Raw genomic sequence first — 17,443 nt, 5'->3', positions numbered from 1 at the left:
TTTCTTATTTACCTTTAGCTTGTTCAGCTTCAAAAGCTGTTCTACATTCAGTACAATACTTTGCATAAGGTTTTGCTTTTAACCTTCCAAGAGGTATAACAACTCCACACATATCACATATCCCATAGCTTCTATCTTCTACTTTTTTTAAAGCTAATTCAATCTCTTCTAACTCTTTTAAATGGTGGTTAGCAATCATACCTTCTGTAAATGAATCAGACACAACTTCAGCATAATCAAGATCATCTTTTACATCTTGACCTTTTAGTAAATCAATATTTTCTCTACTTCCCAAAATATTTTTTAAAAGTTTTTCTTTTCTATCAAGTAAAATAACTTTTAATTCGTTAATCTGTTTTGTGTTTGGCATGACAGCCTCCTTAACTTATGTTAAACTATTATATAGTTTTTATTATATATTATATCTTTTTATTATAATAATTTATCAAAAATTAAGTATCGAAAAAAGTAAAAACTCTGTTCCTACCATTTTGTTTTGCTTTATATAATGCTTTATCTGCTTCATTAAAAATTTCAATTTTATTTTTTAATAAAAGCTTTTCGTTTATTTGTTTTATTCCTACACTAATTGTCAATCTTCTATAAAAACTAAATTCATGTATAATATTTAAGTTATAAATTGCTTCTTTTAGTTTATTTGCTATTATCTTTGATACATTATGTCTATTTATTGCAACAAGAATTGCAAACTCTTCGCCACCTATTCTAAATACATAATCACATTTTCTTAAATTTAATTTTAAAGTTTGTGCAACATCTTTTAATACTTCATCACCTTTTGAGTGTCCATAATTATCATTATATTGCTTGAAATAATCAATATCTACAATCATTAAAACAAATTTTTCATTGTATTTTTGGAATTTTTTATAATATTTTTTAAATATTTTATTAAAATATCTTCTATTATATATTCCAGTTAACTCATCAGTGATTAGTTTTTCTTTTATTTTTTTATTAGTAGTTATATTATTATAAATAGCAGTATAACTTTCAATATTGCCATTCTCATCACAATTTGGAGTAATAGTATTTTCTACCCAAAATGACCTTCCATCTTTTGTTTTATTTTTTAACTTTCCTTTCCATGTTCTATTTAAAGTAATCGTTTCCCATAAATCTTTGTATTTATCATCATTATTATTATTTGGATGTTTTAATATATTATGCTTTTTACCAACTAACTCATTTTTATCATATCCAGTTAATTCACAAAAAGCATCACTGCACTCTTTAATTATTCCTTCTTTATTTGTAATACTAATTAACTGCTTGTTTATTATTTCATTATAATGATTTATTTTCTTTTCTTTCTTTTTTGCTTGTGTAATATCTTTACCCTCACAAACAAGATATATTACTCTATTTTCATCATAAACAGGTTTTATAGTAAGTTCAATATAATACTCATCTAATACTTTTTTTTCACTATGAACCAAAAATCCCTTACTTGCCTTCTTAAGATCTTTTTTTATAATTTGTTTTTGACTCTCATCCCACCAGTTAGTGTCCCAAAACTTTTTATTAATAATTTCCTTTTCATCTTTATTAATAAATTCTAATGCAGTTTTATTTGCTTTAATTAGTGTACCATTTGGTTTAAGTAATGCTATTAAATGTACAGAATTATCATAAACTGTTTTTATTATTTTATTTGTATAAAAAAGGTTCTTTTTTAAATTTACCTCTTTTGTTATATTTGAAATATATGAGCATATATGATTTTCATTTATTTTATTATCATAAAACTTTTTTCTTATTTCTTTAATCCAAATATAATTACTATTTTTAGTTAATACTCTATAAGGTGACAATTCAATTTCATTAGAAAACTCTAATTCTTTTATCTCATCTTTTATTAATTTATAATCGCCTTTATGAATAATATTTTCAAAAGAAAAATTAGAGTCTAAAACTTCTTCTAATGTATACCCTAATAAAGTTGTAACATTATTCGTAATATATTCAACTTTGCTACTATTGCCTTTAAATTTTATAAAAAGTGTTGGACTATCATTAAAGTATTCTAAATATCTATTTTGCATTGTTACTCTAAAATTAACTTATAGCCTACACCAGACAAATTCATAATTAATTCTTTTGAAGATTTTTTTCTTAATGATTTAATTACAGTACGTAAATTATTTAAACTAGTATTCTCACTATTATTAATTGATATTGCTTGAAGTAACTCTTCATATGATAAAATTTTATTTGAATTATTTATAAAGTATTCTAATAACATAATTTCTTGATTAACTAATGAAATTGTTTTATTATCTTTCAAAAGAACTTTATTTTTAAAATTATAAGAAAAACCATCAGATAAATATAAATTTTCATTTGACTCTTCTTTTTTTGTTTCTTTATCTAAAATATCAAAAAACTCTTCCACTTCTTTTATATTGTGCTCTTTCATTTTATTTATTATTCTATTTAATTTATCATTATCTATTTTTTGTTTATACGCATATTCAATTTTTTCTAATAATTGCATTATATTAATTGGTTTTGTTACATAAGCTGTTACACCTAATTCAATTGAATCTAATAAATATTCAGGGTCAGTATGTGCCGTAGTTAAAACAAATTTAACATCCTTGTCATATTTTTTAACTTCCTTAATCATATCTATACCATTTAGTTTTGGCATGTTAATATCAGTAACTACAACATCAATATTATAGTTTCTTTTTTTGTGCATTAGAAACTTCTTTAATCCTTCATCACCATTATTAGCTACTATTGTTTTTTTAAAAGTTCTATCAAATACATGCTTTAATTCATCTTGTGCATCTTTTTGATCTTCAACATAAAGTACAACTAAATCTTTTAATATACTGTTTACCATATTACACCTCTTGAAATTATTTACTTAAGGAATTTATAATTACTAAATCATCATTAACTTATTATAACTTATTAAAAGTTAAGTATGCAAATTATTAGAAAATAATATTCTAAAAAAACAATCATAGAAGAAAAAGAAACAATAAATAAAAAAGAAAGGTAAACTAGTAAGGAAAATATAAAGTAAAAAATATAGGATAAAAAAGGCAAAAAAAAAGCCCATAACTAAGATAACTGTAAAAAGTTAAAATAGATAAGGGCTTAAAAAAACTCAAGAGCTGGCAGAGGCCTACGTTTCCACACCTGAAAGGTGCAGTATTATCAGCGCAGAAGTGCTTGACTTCCAGGTTCGGTATGGATCTGGGTATTTCCACTTCGCTATATCCACCAGCAATATGAGTATACAATGAATTTTATTATTCACTCTATACTCATATTTTGAGTATATTAATGTTAAAGTCTCTTTGAACACAACTTTAGTAAACTTAATAAGATAGTAAACCAAGTATAATAATAAGCCGAACGATCTATTAGTACTAGTCAGCTAAACATATTTCTATGCTTACACATCTAGCCTATCAACCAGTTAGTCTTACTGGGATCTTCAGGGAAAGTTCATCTTGAAGTTGGCTTCGAGCTTAGATGCTTTCAGCTCTTATCTCATCCGTACGTAGCTACCCAACGATGCTCTTGGCAGAACAATTGGTACACCAGTGGTACGTTCATCCCGGTCCTCTCGTACTAGGGACAAATCTTCTCAACTTTCCTACGCCCACGGAAGATAGGGACCGAACTGTCTCACGACGTTCTGAACCCAGCTCGCGTACCGCTTTAAATGGCGAACAGCCATACCCTTGGGACCTGCTCCAGCCCCAGGATGCGATGAGCCGACATCGAGGTGCCAAACCTCCCCGTCGATGTGAGCTCTTGGGGGAGATCAGCCTGTTATCCCCGGCGTACCTTTTATCCTTTGAGCGATGGCCCTTCCACTCAGAACCACCGGATCACTATGACCGACTTTCGTCTCTGCTCGAGTTGTCTCTCTCACAGTCAAGCTAGTTTATGCCATTATACTCATCAGGCGATTTCCATCCGCCTTGAACTAACCTTTGTAAGCCTCCGTTACTTTTTAGGAGGCGACCGCCCCAGTCAAACTACCCACCAGACATTGTCCTGATACAAGTTTATTGTACGCAGTTAGTAACTCAAATATTCAAGGGTGGTATCTCAAGGGTGGCTCATACTCTACTTGCGTCTAGTAATCAAAGCCTCCCACCTATCCTGCACATGAATATCCAAGCTACAGTGTCAAGCTGTAGTAAAGGTGCACGGGGTCTTTCCGTCTTTCCGCGGGTAGGAGGAATTTTCACCTCCACTACAATTTCACTGGATCCCTGGTTGAGACAGCTCCCATCTCGTTACGCCATTCATGCAGGTCGGTATTTAACCGACAAGGAATTTCGCTACCTTAGGACCGTTATAGTTACGGCCGCCGTTTACTCGGGCTTCGATCAAATGCTTCGCTTACGCTTACATCATCAATTAACCTTCGAGCACCGGGCAGGCGTCACACCTTATACATCCACTTACGTGTTAGCAAAGTGCTGTGTTTTTGGTAAACAGTCGGGAGGGACTCTTTGTTGCAACCTCTTTAGCTTTTGAGAGTAAATCTCTATACCAAAGTAGGCACACCTTATACCGAAGATACGGTGCTAGTTTGCAGAGTTCCTTAACCAGGGTTCTTCCACGCGCCTTAGAATACTCATCCCACCTACCTGTGTCGGTTTGCGGTACGGGCAACAATTAATATACTTAGTGGCTTTTCTTGGCACGACAGTATCATCGATTCTAAACGCTCTCCGAAGAGATTGTTCAGCCTGTTAGATCTCGGTCTCGTGATACCCGGATTTACCTAAGTATCAACCTACGTCCTTCGACCCACTATTCCATCAGTGAGCTCGATTAACTCTATGCGTCCCCACATCGCGCTTAATTGTTGGTATTGGAATATTAACCAATTTTCCATCGTCTACCCCTTTCGGACTCGACTTAGGACCCGACTAACCCTACGATGACGAGCATCGCGTAGGAAACCTTGGGTTTTCGGCGTTAAGGATTCTCACCTTAATTATCGCTACTCATGCCTGCATGCTCACTTCTATCCGCTCCACTGCTCCTTACCGGTACAGCTTCGACGCTGAATAGAACGCTCTCCTACCACTCATAATAAATTATGAATCTAAAGCTTCGGTGTACATCTTAGCCCCGTTATATTTTCCGCGCAGAATCACTAGACCAGTGAGCTGTTACGCTTTCTTTAAAGGATGGCTGCTTCTAAGCCAACCTCCTGGTTGTCACAGTAACTCCACATCGTTTTCCACTTAGATGTAACTTTGGGACCTTAGCTGTTAGTCTGGGTTGTTCCCCTCTCGACATAGGATTTTATCACCCTACGCCTGACTCCCTAGCTTGCACATGTAGTATTCGAAGTTTGATAGGGTTTGGTACCGCGGTAAGCAGCCCTAGCCCATTCAGTGCTCTACCCCTACATGCTACTACTAGAGGCTATACCTAAATATATTTCGGAGAGAACCAGCTATCACGAAGTTTGATTGGCCTTTCACCCCTATCCACAGGTCATCCGGGGGCTTTTCAACGCCCATCGGTTCGGTCCTCCACTGGCTCTTACACCAGCTTCAACCTGCCCATGGATAGATCACTTCGTTTCGGGTCTGCAGCATCTGACTATTTCGCCTTTTAAGACTCGCTTTCGCTACGGCTTCGTACTTGACTTAACCTTGCCAGATACCACAACTCGCAGGCTCATTATGCAAAAGGCAGTCCATCACCCTGTGAATAAATTCACATAGGGCTCTGAATGATTGTAAGCTAATGGTTTCAGGTTCTATTTCACTCTCCTCGCTGGAGTACTTTTCACCTTTCCCTCACGGTACTTGTTCACTATCGATCTGTAAGTAGTATTTAGGGTTGGAGGGTGGTCCCCCCGGATTCAGACAAAATATCACGTGTTCCGTCCTACTCAGGATACCATTAGAGCTATTGATAATTTTGTATACAGGAGTTTCACCTTCTTTGCTATACCTTTCCAGATATCTCTACTATTATCTTTAGTCTCATATTATGGTCCTTCAACCCCCTATGCAAGCATAGGGTTTGCCCTGCTCCCATTTCGCTCGCCGCTACTTTGGGAATCTCTTTTGATTTCTCTTCCTATGGTTACTGAGATGTTTCACTTCACCACGTTAGCCCCCATTGCTGGGTAATATATATCTCTATATACTGGGTTGTCCCATTCGGATATTCACGAATCAATGCTTCTTGACAGCTCCTCGTGACTTTTCGCAGTCTAGTACGTCCTTCTTCGCCTCTTACAGTCTAGGCATCCACCATTAGCCCTTAATAGCTTATTTTTTTAATTAGATCTTACTCTAACCTTTTTTGATAATTATTCCTTGGCTACTATCTTATTAAATTTAATAAAATAGTTGTGTTCTTCTTCTTTTCTTGAAATTGCTTTCTTTTCTTAGAAAAATTTTTGACTTTAACATTATATTTTTAAATAACTCTTTAATCTTCTCATCTCTGAAAAAATTAAATATAAATTCAATCTTCATTGAACTTATATTTAACTTCTTCTTATTTGTTGGTGGAGAATAGCGGGATCGAACCGCTGACCTCCTGCGTGCAAGGCAGGCGCTCTCCCAGCTGAGCTAATTCCCCAACTTTTTAATCTCTTCTTTTAAGATTATTTAATCATGGTGGGCCTACCAGGACTTGAACCTGGGACCTCACGATTATCAGTCGAGCGCTCTAGCCAGCTGAGCTATAGGCCCTCTCACCTATCTTTTAAATAACCTTTATAAACTGAATATATATTGACTTTTTGATTAAGAGTTTTGACTCTCTTAATCTTTTCTCTGAAAGGAGGTGATCCAACCGCAGGTTCTCCTACGGTTACCTTGTTACGACTTCACCCCAGTCGCTAATTCCACTGTGGAGGGTAGCTATCTTAGCATCCCCGCTTCGAGTGAAATCAACTCCCATGGTGTGACGGGCGGTGAGTACAAGACCCGGGAACGTATTCACCGTAGCATTGCTGATCTACGATTACTAGCGATTCCAACTTCATGTAGTCGAGTTGCAGACTACAATCCGAACTGGGAGGTATTTTTTAGATTTGCTCCACATCACTGTATCGCTGCTCTTTGTATACCCCATTGTAGCACGTGTGTAGCCCTGGTCGTAAGGGCCATGATGACTTGACGTCGTCCTCACCTTCCTCCTACTTGCGTAGGCAGTCTCATTAGAGTTCTCACCCGAAGTGTTAGCAACTAATGACGAGGGTTGCGCTCGTTGCGGGACTTAACCCAACATCTCACGACACGAGCTGACGACAGCCGTGCAGCACCTGTATATAAGTTTCTGCAAGCAGACACCCATCTATCTCTAAATGGTTCTTACTATGTCAAGACCAGGTAAGGTTCTTCGCGTATCGTCGAATTAAACCACATGCTCCACCGCTTGTGCGGGTCCCCGTCTATTCCTTTGAGTTTTAATCTTGCGACCGTACTCCCCAGGCGGTACACTTAATGTGTTAACTGCATTACTGCTATGTCGAGCATAGCAACAACTAGTGTACATCGTTTAGGGCGTGGACTACCAGGGTATCTAATCCTGTTTGCTCCCCACGCTTTCGCGTCTCAGCGTCAGTTATGTTCCAGTAGATCGCCTTCGCAATCGGTATTCCTTCTGATCTCTACGGATTTTACCCCTACACCAGAAATTCCATCTACCTCTCCCATACTCTAGATAGACAGTTTCAAAAGCAGTTCAATAGTTAAGCTATTGGATTTCACTTCTGACTTATCTATCCGCCTACACGCTCTTTACGCCCAGTGATTCCGAGTAACGCTTGCACCCTCCGTATTACCGCGGCTGCTGGCACGGAGTTAGCCGGTGCTTATTCATATAATACCGTCATTATCTTCTTATATAAAAGGAGTTTACGCACCGAAATGTGTCATCCTCCACGCGGCGTTGCTGCATCAGGGTTTCCCCCATTGTGCAATATTCCCCACTGCTGCCTCCCGTAGGAGTCTGGACCGTGTCTCAGTTCCAGTGTGACTGATCATCCTCTCAAACCAGTTAAGCGTCATTGACTTGGTGAGCCATTACCTCACCAACTATCTGATACTGTACAGGCCGATCTTCAAGCTATAAATATTTCCCTTTCATACTTTTGTATTAAAGGCATATGGGGTCTTAGCAGACGTTTCCATCTGTTATCCCCCTCTTGAAGGCACGTTACCTATATATTACTCACCCGTGCGCCACTTAGCTGACAGATTAGCAAGCTAATCCCGTTCTCGTTCGACTTGCATGTGTTAAGCACGCCGCCAGCGTTCACTCTGAGCCAGGATCAAACTCTCCATAAAGTGTTTGTTCTCTGACTAATTATGTATTTCTATACAAAATTAATTACTCATTGTTTTATCATACTTTTTTGTATGATATTATAGACGAAGAATTTGTATTCTTCTTTTTTTTCTTGTCATATATATATTCAGTTTATAAAAGTTACTTCTCTTACAAACTTACTTTGTGTTAAAGAACTCAATCCCTTCTTCAGCTCTCAATCTCTTGTTTGCCTCAGCGAATTTGGACGGGAATTATAGACAAATTCTTTCCCTTTGTCAAGGGTTTAGTCTTAATTTTGGCTTAAATTTTTGAGGTTTTACCTATATTTTTTGCTTTCTCTATATTTTATGGGGTTTATTATTATTGAGTGAATTAATAATGTTATTGTAAGTGATTTATTTAGTGCTAAAGATAAATATAAGTTATTATATTATTATTTTTGTGATTCAGACTTCATTTGATGAAGTCATAATATATTCAAATTTATATAAACTGATTATTAGAAGTGGTACGCCCTATACGATTCGAACGTATGACCTACGCCTTAGAAGGGCGTTGCTCTATCCAGCTGAGCTAAGGACGCATTAATGAAAGAAAAAAAGCCTTACACAAATGATAAGGAAATCATTTATATAAGGCTTATATGGTGCGGATGAGAGGACTCGAACCTCCACACCGTGAGGCACCAGATCCTAAGTCTGGCGTGTCTACCAATTTCACCACATCCGCAAAGTGGTACGCCCTATACGATTCGAACGTATGACCTACGCCTTAGAAGGGCGTTGCTCTATCCAGCTGAGCTAAGGACGCATTAATATAATAAATGGGGTAAGTAATGGGATTTGAACCCACGGCCCTCGGAACCACAACCCGATGCTCTAACCAACTGAGCTATACCTACCATAAAAAAATCTAAGATGGTCGGGGCGAGAGGATTCGAACCTCCGGCCCCCTGGTCCCAAACCAGGTGCGCTAACCAGACTGCGCTACGCCCCGACAAGTTTTCTTTTTAAGTTGTTTCTCTCAAAAAGTGGACGGAATTATATTATATTTTTTTTTATTTGTCAAGGGCTTTTTTTAAAAAAATCATTTTTTTTTGAAATTTGTAATTTTACCTTGTTATAACAGCAATTTTATACAATACTATTTTAATTTTTCCTGATATAATTTATTATTATGAAAAAGTCAAATAAAATAGTTCACAACATAAAATTCTCAAAACCAAAACTTAACAAAGATATTATTATATATGAAGGTCATTTTAATAATTTCAATTATGATAAACATGTACATGAAGAGTATACAATTAGTCTTATTGAAAAAGGTCATATGAATGCTTTTTTAAAAGGTTTTAATCATAAATTTGACAAATCTTCAATAATCACAATAAATCCAGATGAAGTGCATGCTTGTGCTATTGCAAATAATAATGAGTATAAACATCGTTCATTATATTTAAAGCCTGAAACTATTAATGAAATACTTAAATATAATTTTTCTAAAAAACAATTATCTTTTCGTGATTTTCACTTTAATAATGAACACATCTACAATAGATTATCTTTTTTAATTAATCATGACAATATTCCTTATATTAATACACTTACATGGGAGTGTGAACTAATTGGTATTATAAATTCTATTTTACAAATAAATTCTAAAGCAATTAACTTAATTGAGTTACCATCTAACCATTTATTAATACAAAAAGTGAAAGATTATCTACATGATAACTTTTACATGCAAATATCCTTAGATGATATATCAAAAGAGTTTGGAATATCTAAGTACCATTTTATTAGGCTTTTTAAAAAGCATACCTTTGTATCAGTTCATGCGTATTTGATGCTAATAAGAATTGAAAAAGCTAAACAGTTTTTACAAAAAGGCATTAGTCTTATTGATACAGCATATATGTGTGGGTTCAATGATCAAAGTCATTTAAACAAAAGATTTAAAGCAATCACTGGTTTAACGCCAGGAGAATACAAAAAATTTTTTAATTAGCAAGCTCATACAATACAAAAATATTCTATTTTGCTAATCTTACAGTATGAAAAATGAAATAAAAAATGGATTTATGGCAAATTTGCCAATTAGCGTAAGTGTTTTTACATATGGTGCAGTACTTGGAATTATATGTACTTCAAAAGGTATTAGTTTTTTACAGTTAGCTTTAATGAATATTTTCATTTTTGCTGGATCTGCACAATTTTTAATTGTTGATATGTTAAGTAATCCTATAAATATTTCTATTATTATATGGAGTGCTTTACTTATTAATCTTAGGTACTTTTTAATAGGAGCATCATTAAATGAATTTTTTAGAAATAGTAGTTTGAAAAAAAAAGCTTTTATTATGCACTTTGTCACTGATGAATCATGGGCAATAACCATGAGTAAAAAAGATGAAAACTTAAGTGTATATTTCCTATTGGGAGGAGGATTATGTATATTTATAGTATGGTTTCTTGGAACTTTAAGTGGATACTATTTTGGTGAGTTTATTTCAAATCCAAAATTATTTGGTTTAGATTTTGCATTTTTAGCACTATTTACTGCAATAATAACAAGTATGTATAAAACAAAAAATGATTTAGTTATTTATTTATTCACTGCATTTATTGCAGTTATTTTTGAAAAAATCATACCAAATATGTCATATATAATAATCTCTGCATTATCTGGCTCTTTTTTATATGTATATTTAAATAAAAGAAGCTGTAATGAGTAGTTATGATATTTTAACTATTATATTCTTTGTTGCGATAGGTACTTACACTTTAAGAGTTTCAGGGTTACTTTTATCTAATAAACTAAAAAAATTTAAAAATATTGATATTTTTTTAGAGTCTATTCCTGCGACACTTCTAATTGCTTTAATTGTTCCTTCTATAATAAAAATTGGGATAATTGGTATTTTTGCAGGATTTATTACTATTTTTATCATGTATAAAACAAAAAGTGTTTTATTATCTATGAGCAGTGCTGTATTTATTGTTGCTTTATATAGAAATGGACTTCTTTTTTAAAGAAGTCCAAAAAATTATTTAAAATTGAATTAATCCATCAATAGGAGAACTTGCAGTTGCATATGGTTTTTTAGGAATTCTTCCTGCTTCATAACTCATTCTTCCTGCAATAACTGCATGCTTCATAGCCTCTGCCATTTTCAAAGGATCTTTTGCTTGTGCAATTGCAGTATTTGTTAATACAGCTTGAGCACCTAATTCCATTGCAATTGCGGCATCACTTGCACAACCTACTCCAGCATCAACAATAACAGGAACTTTTACTGCATCTTTTATAAATGCAACATTATATCTATTTTGAATTCCAAGTCCAGAACCAATAGGAGCTGCTAATGGCATAATTGCATCTGCACCTGCATCTTCTAATCTTTTAGCAATAATTGGATCATCATTTGTATATGCCATAACTGTGAAACCATCTTTTTTAAGAACTTCGCAAGCTTTTATTGTATCAATTACATCAGGATATAAAGTTTTATCAGCATCACCTATAACTTCTAATTTTATTAAATCAATTCCTGTAGCTTCTCTCATAAGTCTAAATGTAGTAATTGCTTCTTCTGCTGTAAAACACCCTGCACTATTTGGTAATAACTGAACATTTGTATCTTTAAAATAATCTAATAAATTCTCTTCATTTGGATTTGTAATATTTACTCTTCTAATTGCAACAGTAATAAGTTCACTACCACTTGCTAATGTTGCATCTTTTGTTGTTTGGAAACTATCATATTTTCCAGAACCTACAATTAATCTACTATTAAATTCATATTTACCTATTTTTAAAATATCGCTCATTTTTTGTTTTTTCCTTTACAATATATTTATTCTAACAACTTTGACATATAAACTTTTTATACTCTTTACTTAAATTATCAATTTTAAAGCTTATAATTTCGGGCACATCATAGCTATGTAATTCTTTAATCTTCCTTTCAATTTTTTCGAAGTTTTCTTTTTTAGTTTTGATACTTATAAGAAACTCTTCATCCTCACAAAAATCATCTTTCCATACATAAAAAGAGTCTATTTTTGACACTTGAACACAAGCTACGAGTTTTTTTTCTAACAATATTTTTGAAATCTTTTTTGCCTCTTTTATACTATTTGTTGTAGTTTGTACTAATATAGGTTTCATAAACTTTTTATTCCTTTTATTAAATCTTTTGGGGTTAAAGCATAATTATTGCCTTGAAATTTTTTTGCTACTAAAGTATGTGCTAAGGATGCATTTATTGCACTTTGCAAATAGTTATATCCTTGAGCAAGTAAAGCTACAATTAATCCACTTAATACATCTCCACTTCCACCTTTACTTAAAACTGATGTTCCTAATGTGTTTACATATAGTTTATCATTTTGACAAATTATAACATTTGCACCTTTTAATAATAATGTTACTTTAGGATATTTCTTACAAAACATCTTTACATATTCAAACCTATTATTTTGTAAAGTATCAATATCAATATCTGCAAGCTTTGCTAAACTTAATAAAGAGCAAAACTCTTTTGGATGTGGCGTTAAAATAATCTCTTGATTTAAATAATCAAGGAGTAACTCTTCATAAAATAAATCAGCATCAATAACTTTTGCCACATTAGTATTTAATATCTGTTTTAGTTCATTTTTATCATATAGTCCCAGTCCCATTCCAAGAGCAATAGCTGTTACATTTGAAGGTAACTTATGACTTTGCATAATGTAATATGGAAGTTGTAACTCTTCATGAACAATAGCTGTTACAAGTCCTGCACCAAAATTAAAAGCTGCACTACTTGCAATAACTCCTGCACCTTTTTTGCAACCAACAACTACGCAAGCATGACCAAAACTTCCTTTATGCGAATTTTTAGTATCTCTAAAAGGAAGCTTTAAATCTTTTTTCTCAAGTAAAAACATATTTGAGTCATTTTCATAGATAATATCTGAGACTCCAAGATTTGCAACTTTTAACTTTCCAATATACTCTTTTGAAGAATCTGTAAAAAGTGAAAGCTTCAAAGCTCCCATTGTTATAGTTTTATTTGCTTTAAAAGCTGTAGTTTTGATTACTCCTTTATTATCAATTCCACTTGGTATATCGCAAGCAATTTTATATGAATTAAATTCATTTAATTTGTCTATTATAGTATTTGTTTCCTCATTTAAAGGCTTGTTTAAGCCACTACCAAAAAGACAATCTACGATGCAATCTACTTTTTTTACTTTATTTAGATCTTTTATACAATTTAAACCTAAAAGTTTTAATCTTTTATATTGAAGTATTGCCATTTGTGATTTTAATTCAAAAGGAATATATATATGTATATTTTTATATTCATTTTGTAATAATCTTGCCAATGTTACTCCATCAGCTCCATTATTTCCAACTCCACAAACTATTAAAACACTTGAATCAAAAGCTTTAATATTCTTCTTTATATCTTTCTTTAAAGCTAATGCTGCATGCTCCATTAGTAACTCTTCATTTAAGGAAAATTTTTCATAACATTTCTTGTCTAAAGAACCAACTTCATTAAATATATTTCGCATAATTACTCTTTTTAATATAAATTTATCTATTATATAAAAATTAAACAAAAATATTTATAATAGATAAATTTTTAAGTTTTTTGTAACTTTATTACTTAAATAATTTAGATTTTATATATTTTTGTTGTTTATTAATTACATATAAGTTATATTTTACTAACCTTATAGATACAAAAGAAAAAGGAAAACATATGAATATGATAATAGACTTTTTAAATAACATATTTTGGGGATACATTTTACTTTACGGATTATTAGCCGTTGGTGTATTCTTTACTATTAAACTTAAGTTTATTCAATTTGTGCACTTTAAAGAGATGTTCAAATCAGTATTTGATAAAGATGAAACTGATGAATCAGGAATTTCTCCATTTCAAGCTTTAACTATTTCACTAGCTTCAAGGGTTGGTACAGGTAATCTTGCCGGTGTTGCAGTTGCACTTTATTTAGGTGGAGCTGGAGCAATTTTTTGGATGTGGATTGTTGCATTAGTTGGTATGGCAACTGCTTATGCAGAAAGTACTTTAGCCCAACTTTATAAAATCAAAGATAAAAATGACCAATATAGAGGTGGACCTGCATTTTATATTGCAAAAGGTTTAAAATCACCAATACTTGCAGCAATTTTTTCAATTAGTTTAATTTTAGCATTTGGTTTAGTATTTAATGCAGTTCAAGCAAACTCAATTGCAGGTGCTGTAAGTGCTGCTTTTGGAGTTGAAAAATTATATGTTGGATTTACAGTTGCAGCAGTTACTGCACTTGTAATTTTTGGTGGTATTAAAGGTATTGCTAAAGTTGCTGAAATTGTTGTTCCTTTTATGGCAGTTCTTTATTTACTTCTTGCTATTTTCACTATGATTATAAATTATGAAGCTGTTCCAGGAATTCTTGCATTAATTGTAAAAAGTGCATTTGGATTGGAAGAAGCAGCTGGTGGAGTAACAGGTGGTGTTTTAGCTGCACTTTTAAATGGTGTAAAAAGAGGACTGTTTTCAAATGAAGCTGGTATGGGGTCTGCACCAAATATTGCTGCAGTAGCTACACCAGCACCACACCATCCATCTTCTCAAGGTTTTGTACAAGCATTAGGTGTATTTATTGATACACTATTAATATGTACTGCAACTGCTGTTATGATTTTGCTTGCAGGTGTATTAGATCCAGAATCTGGAGTAAAAGGTATTGAATTAACTCAATTAGCACTTTCAACTCATATTGGTGATGCTGGTGTTTATTTTATTGCTATTGCAATTTTATTTTTTGCATTTACTTCTATTGTAGGAAACTACTCTTATGCTGAAAATGCCTTAACTTATTTAGGAATTGGTAATAAACTTGGAGTTACTATTTTAAGATTTGCAACAATTGCAATGGTAATTTGGGGATCTTATGAAAAAGTACAAACTGTATTTAATGCAGCTGATGCATCAATGGGACTTATGGCAACAATCAACTTAATTGCTATTGCCTTACTTTCAGGAACTGTTGTTAAATTAACAAAAGATTATTTAGAACAAAGAGAGCAAGGTAAAGAGCCTACTTTTGAAGCTAAATATTACCCTGAATTAAAAGATAAAATTGATACAACTATTTGGGTAAAATAAATAATAAGAGGTAGAACCTCTTATTATTTAAACTTCCAACCCTCTTTTTGTAAAATCTCTTTAACTTTAATTTTTACATCACCTTGTAACTCTATCCACTCTTCTTTGATACTTCCACCACACGCAAGCTTTTTCTTTAAAAGTTTTAGTATCTCTTTTTTATCCTTATCTAATAAGTAAAACCTTCCTACTAATGTTACTGGCTTACCTTTTCTTTTTTCAAAAGTAAAAACTAACTGATGCTTGTTTTTTGATTCAATTGTCTGCTTAGAATTTTTTTTCTTATCTTCTTTTTTTGTATCAAAACTATCACCTTCTAATTTTGCACCCATTTCAAATATCATTAATTAATCCTTTACTTTAATAAGTTTAAAGTGTTTACATATTCTTAATTCTAGTTTGAACATCTATTTCATCGATTGAAACAAACTCTTTTCTTTCAAATTGCTCAATTGCTACTCGTCCAATCATTGCAGCATTATCAGAACAATACTTTAACTGACTTAAATGAAGTTTTGTATTATGCTTATTACAAAGATCTTCTAGTTGAGTTCTTAGATATATATTTGCACTTGCTCCACCAACTATTGCAAAGTTTTTTGGAATTGTTGTTTTGAAATATTTCTTGATTTTTTGCATTATATGTGCAACTGCTGTTTTTTGAAATGAAGCACAAATATCTGCTTTATCTTGAGAGGATAGTTCCTCTATTTTTTCTATTTCTAATCTTACTGCATTTTTAAGTCCAGAATAACTAAACTCAATTTTAGGACTTTGTCTTAAAGGAATAGGAAGATTAAATCTATCTTCATTTCCTTTTTGAGAAAGCTCTTGAACTATTGGTCCTCCAGGATATCCTAAGTTCATCATTTTTGCAACTTTATCAAAACTCTCTCCAAAACTATCATCCATTGTACTTGCAATAATTTTCATATCTTCATAAGAATTAGCTTCAATTATTTGTGTATGACCGCCTGAAACTAAAAGTATTGTACAAGGAAGTATTTCATCTTTTTCAATAAACAATGAATAAATATGTCCTTTTAGATGATTTACTGCAATTAATGGAATATCTAGTGATATTGCTAATGCTTTAGCCATAGTAACACCTTCCATTAATGTTACAGATAAGCCAGGAGAGTTTGTAACTGCAATAGCTTTTAACTCTTTAAAATACTCTTTTGTCTCTTCTAGTATTTTTGGTAAAGCTTCTATATGAAGTCTTGCTGCTAATTCAGGAACAACTCCACCATAAACACTATGTTGTAACTCTTGAGATATCTTTTTATGAAATATTAATTTTTTTGTTTTTATATCTGTAATAGCTATTGAGCTATCATCGCATGATGATTCAATACTTAAAATCAATTAATTTATCCTTTTTATAAAACTTAAGAGTTTTTAGACTCTTCACACTCTTCTTCTCTTTTTATCCAATCTAAAGCACAATCAAGTTTTCCAAATCCTGATTGGGCATTTATATGTCCTGCATTTTCCATTATCTTCATACCAATATTTAACTCTTGTTGTAATTGCACAGCCTCATCTAAACTCATATAAGGATCATTAGTAGATGCAGCCATAATAACTTCTTTAGCTTTTAAATCTTTTGGTGCACTATAAGGAAAAAACTCTTTTATCTCTTCTACATCACAAGTTTTTCTAACAGGAGCAACTAGCATTAATTTATCAAGTTTTATATCAAGTTCATCACAAATATGGAACCATAAGATATTTGCCAATGAATGGCAAACAACAATTTGAGGATTAAAATGCTCAAGCTCTTTTTTTAAACTCTCTTTCCATTGACTAAAGCTTGGATTATTTCTATTTGGAAAAGAGGGAAAAGAAACAATATAGTTCTCTTTTATTAAATCAGCAGCTAAATGTGCTTGCCAATGTGGATAATCACTTCCATTTAATCCATGTAATATCAATACTTTCTTACTCAAAATCCTT

The 17,443-nt window shown here is 32.6% G+C and carries 13 protein-coding genes, 7 tRNA genes and 3 rRNA genes; 4 read left to right on the top strand and 19 right to left on the bottom strand.

The annotated features are described in order from the left end of the window. Positions 1–4: 4 nt before the first annotated feature. From dksA to AMRN_RS01325, 13 genes are all read right to left on the bottom strand, one after another. Positions 5–370, bottom strand: coding sequence for an RNA polymerase-binding protein DksA (dksA, locus tag AMRN_RS01385; protein ID WP_099312315.1), 366 nt, complete (start codon positions 368–370; stop codon positions 5–7). Between the two features lie 82 nt (positions 371–452). Further along, positions 453–2,066, bottom strand: a complete 1,614-nt coding sequence (locus AMRN_RS01380) for a diguanylate cyclase (protein ID WP_099312317.1) — start codon at positions 2,064–2,066, stop codon at positions 453–455. Positions 2,067–2,068: 2 nt separating this feature from the next. Next, the gene (locus tag AMRN_RS01375) at positions 2,069–2,872 is read right to left on the bottom strand and encodes a response regulator transcription factor (RefSeq protein ID WP_099312319.1); all 804 of its coding nucleotides are present in this window, start codon (positions 2,870–2,872) and stop codon (positions 2,069–2,071) included. Between the two features lie 275 nt (positions 2,873–3,147). Then, positions 3,148–3,263: ribosomal RNA gene (rrf, locus tag AMRN_RS01370) — 5S ribosomal RNA — on the bottom strand. Positions 3,264–3,380: 117 nt separating this feature from the next. Then, positions 3,381–6,302: ribosomal RNA gene (locus AMRN_RS01365) — 23S ribosomal RNA — on the bottom strand. Positions 6,303–6,536: 234 nt separating this feature from the next. Further along, a tRNA-Ala gene (locus AMRN_RS01360) sits at positions 6,537–6,612 on the bottom strand. Between the two features lie 36 nt (positions 6,613–6,648). Beyond that, a tRNA-Ile gene (locus AMRN_RS01355) sits at positions 6,649–6,725 on the bottom strand. A gap of 87 nt (positions 6,726–6,812) precedes the next feature. Further along, positions 6,813–8,327: ribosomal RNA gene (locus AMRN_RS01350) — 16S ribosomal RNA — on the bottom strand. Together the 16S, 23S and 5S rRNA genes with 7 tRNA genes alongside form the textbook arrangement of a ribosomal RNA operon. A gap of 489 nt (positions 8,328–8,816) precedes the next feature. Continuing rightward, positions 8,817–8,893: transfer RNA gene (locus tag AMRN_RS01345), tRNA-Arg, on the bottom strand. Positions 8,894–8,954: 61 nt separating this feature from the next. Beyond that, a tRNA-Leu gene (locus AMRN_RS01340) sits at positions 8,955–9,039 on the bottom strand. A gap of 4 nt (positions 9,040–9,043) precedes the next feature. Beyond that, positions 9,044–9,120: transfer RNA gene (locus tag AMRN_RS01335), tRNA-Arg, on the bottom strand. A gap of 14 nt (positions 9,121–9,134) precedes the next feature. Further along, a tRNA-His gene (locus AMRN_RS01330) sits at positions 9,135–9,211 on the bottom strand. 17 nt (positions 9,212–9,228) lie between these two features. Then, a tRNA-Pro gene (locus AMRN_RS01325) sits at positions 9,229–9,306 on the bottom strand. A 180-nt stretch (positions 9,307–9,486) separates the two neighbouring features. Here AMRN_RS01325 and AMRN_RS01320 point away from each other — a divergent pair. The 3 genes from AMRN_RS01320 to AMRN_RS01310 are packed head-to-tail and all read left to right on the top strand — an operon-like array spanning position 9,487 to position 11,342. Beyond that, positions 9,487–10,317 carry an AraC family transcriptional regulator gene (locus AMRN_RS01320; protein WP_099311923.1) on the top strand — a complete coding sequence of 277 codons (831 nt, stop codon included), beginning with the start codon at positions 9,487–9,489 and terminating at the stop codon, positions 10,315–10,317. A 46-nt stretch (positions 10,318–10,363) separates the two neighbouring features. Continuing rightward, positions 10,364–11,044 carry an AzlC family ABC transporter permease gene (locus AMRN_RS01315; RefSeq protein ID WP_099311921.1) on the top strand — a complete coding sequence of 227 codons (681 nt, stop codon included), beginning with the start codon at positions 10,364–10,366 and terminating at the stop codon, positions 11,042–11,044. Continuing rightward, on the top strand, positions 11,037–11,342 hold the full coding sequence (locus AMRN_RS01310) for an AzlD domain-containing protein (RefSeq protein WP_099311919.1): 306 nt from the start codon (positions 11,037–11,039) through the stop codon (positions 11,340–11,342). Before AMRN_RS01315 ends, AMRN_RS01310 begins: the two co-directional genes overlap by 8 nt. 18 nt (positions 11,343–11,360) lie before the next feature. On the opposite strand, the gene AMRN_RS01305 is transcribed toward AMRN_RS01310, so the two are convergent. Genes AMRN_RS01305 through AMRN_RS01295 form a run of 3 tightly spaced genes read right to left on the bottom strand, consistent with a single transcriptional unit; the run spans position 11,361 to position 13,877 of the window. Beyond that, complete coding sequence (locus tag AMRN_RS01305) at positions 11,361–12,140, bottom strand: thiazole synthase (RefSeq protein ID WP_099311917.1); 780 nt, start codon at positions 12,138–12,140, stop codon at positions 11,361–11,363. 31 nt (positions 12,141–12,171) lie between these two features. Then, complete coding sequence (gene cutA / locus AMRN_RS01300) at positions 12,172–12,480, bottom strand: divalent-cation tolerance protein CutA (protein ID WP_099311915.1); 309 nt, start codon at positions 12,478–12,480, stop codon at positions 12,172–12,174. After that, positions 12,477–13,877: an NAD(P)H-hydrate dehydratase gene (locus tag AMRN_RS01295; RefSeq protein WP_099311913.1), complete on the bottom strand. Its 1,401-nt coding sequence runs from the start codon at positions 13,875–13,877 to the stop codon at positions 12,477–12,479. The genes cutA and AMRN_RS01295 overlap by 4 nt, the downstream gene beginning before the upstream one ends. 191 nt (positions 13,878–14,068) lie before the next feature. Between AMRN_RS01295 and AMRN_RS01290 the strand changes: the two genes are divergently transcribed. Next, a complete protein-coding gene (locus AMRN_RS01290; protein ID WP_099311911.1) occupies positions 14,069–15,484 on the top strand; it encodes an alanine/glycine:cation symporter family protein in 1,416 nt (471 codons plus the stop codon). Positions 15,485–15,507: 23 nt separating this feature from the next. Here the strand turns inward: AMRN_RS01290 and AMRN_RS01285 are convergent, their stop codons facing one another. Genes AMRN_RS01285 through AMRN_RS01275 form a run of 3 tightly spaced genes read right to left on the bottom strand, consistent with a single transcriptional unit; the run spans position 15,508 to position 17,436 of the window. Then, the gene (locus AMRN_RS01285; RefSeq protein ID WP_079578847.1) at positions 15,508–15,828 is read right to left on the bottom strand and encodes an SUI1 family translation initiation factor; all 321 of its coding nucleotides are present in this window, start codon (positions 15,826–15,828) and stop codon (positions 15,508–15,510) included. 34 nt (positions 15,829–15,862) lie between these two features. Further along, positions 15,863–16,852: a tRNA (adenosine(37)-N6)-threonylcarbamoyltransferase complex transferase subunit TsaD gene (gene tsaD / locus AMRN_RS01280; RefSeq protein WP_099311909.1), complete on the bottom strand. Its 990-nt coding sequence runs from the start codon at positions 16,850–16,852 to the stop codon at positions 15,863–15,865. Positions 16,853–16,875: 23 nt separating this feature from the next. Next, positions 16,876–17,436 carry an RBBP9/YdeN family alpha/beta hydrolase gene (locus tag AMRN_RS01275; RefSeq protein WP_099311907.1) on the bottom strand — a complete coding sequence of 187 codons (561 nt, stop codon included), beginning with the start codon at positions 17,434–17,436 and terminating at the stop codon, positions 16,876–16,878. Between the last annotated feature and the right edge of the window lie 7 nt (positions 17,437–17,443).

The sequence above is a fragment of the Malaciobacter marinus genome (assembly GCF_003544855.1).
Taxonomy (GTDB): Bacteria; Campylobacterota; Campylobacteria; order Campylobacterales; family Arcobacteraceae; genus Malaciobacter; species Malaciobacter marinus.
The sequence above is the reverse complement of the archived record's forward strand: the minus strand, read 5'-3'. Positions and strand labels throughout refer to the sequence as shown.

Bases quoted from the DNA above. Each gene is read 5' to 3' on its own strand.
- dksA (WP_099312315.1), bottom strand. From the start codon at position 370: ATGCCAAACACAAAACAGATTAACGAATTAAAAGTTATTTTACTTGAT.
- AMRN_RS01320 (WP_099311923.1), top strand. From the start codon at position 9,487: ATGAAAAAGTCAAATAAAATAGTTCACAACATAAAATTCTCAAAACCA.
- cutA (WP_099311915.1), bottom strand. From the start codon at position 12,480: ATGAAACCTATATTAGTACAAACTACAACAAATAGTATAAAAGAGGCA.
- AMRN_RS01285 (WP_079578847.1), bottom strand. From the start codon at position 15,828: ATGATATTTGAAATGGGTGCAAAATTAGAAGGTGATAGTTTTGATACA.
- AMRN_RS01380 (WP_099312317.1), bottom strand. From the start codon at position 2,066: ATGCAAAATAGATATTTAGAATACTTTAATGATAGTCCAACACTTTTT.
- AMRN_RS01295 (WP_099311913.1), bottom strand. From the start codon at position 13,877: ATGCGAAATATATTTAATGAAGTTGGTTCTTTAGACAAGAAATGTTAT.
- AMRN_RS01375 (WP_099312319.1), bottom strand. From the start codon at position 2,872: ATGGTAAACAGTATATTAAAAGATTTAGTTGTACTTTATGTTGAAGAT.
- AMRN_RS01305 (WP_099311917.1), bottom strand. From the start codon at position 12,140: ATGAGCGATATTTTAAAAATAGGTAAATATGAATTTAATAGTAGATTA.
- AMRN_RS01310 (WP_099311919.1), top strand. From the start codon at position 11,037: ATGAGTAGTTATGATATTTTAACTATTATATTCTTTGTTGCGATAGGT.
- AMRN_RS01290 (WP_099311911.1), top strand. From the start codon at position 14,069: ATGAATATGATAATAGACTTTTTAAATAACATATTTTGGGGATACATT.
- AMRN_RS01315 (WP_099311921.1), top strand. From the start codon at position 10,364: ATGAAAAATGAAATAAAAAATGGATTTATGGCAAATTTGCCAATTAGC.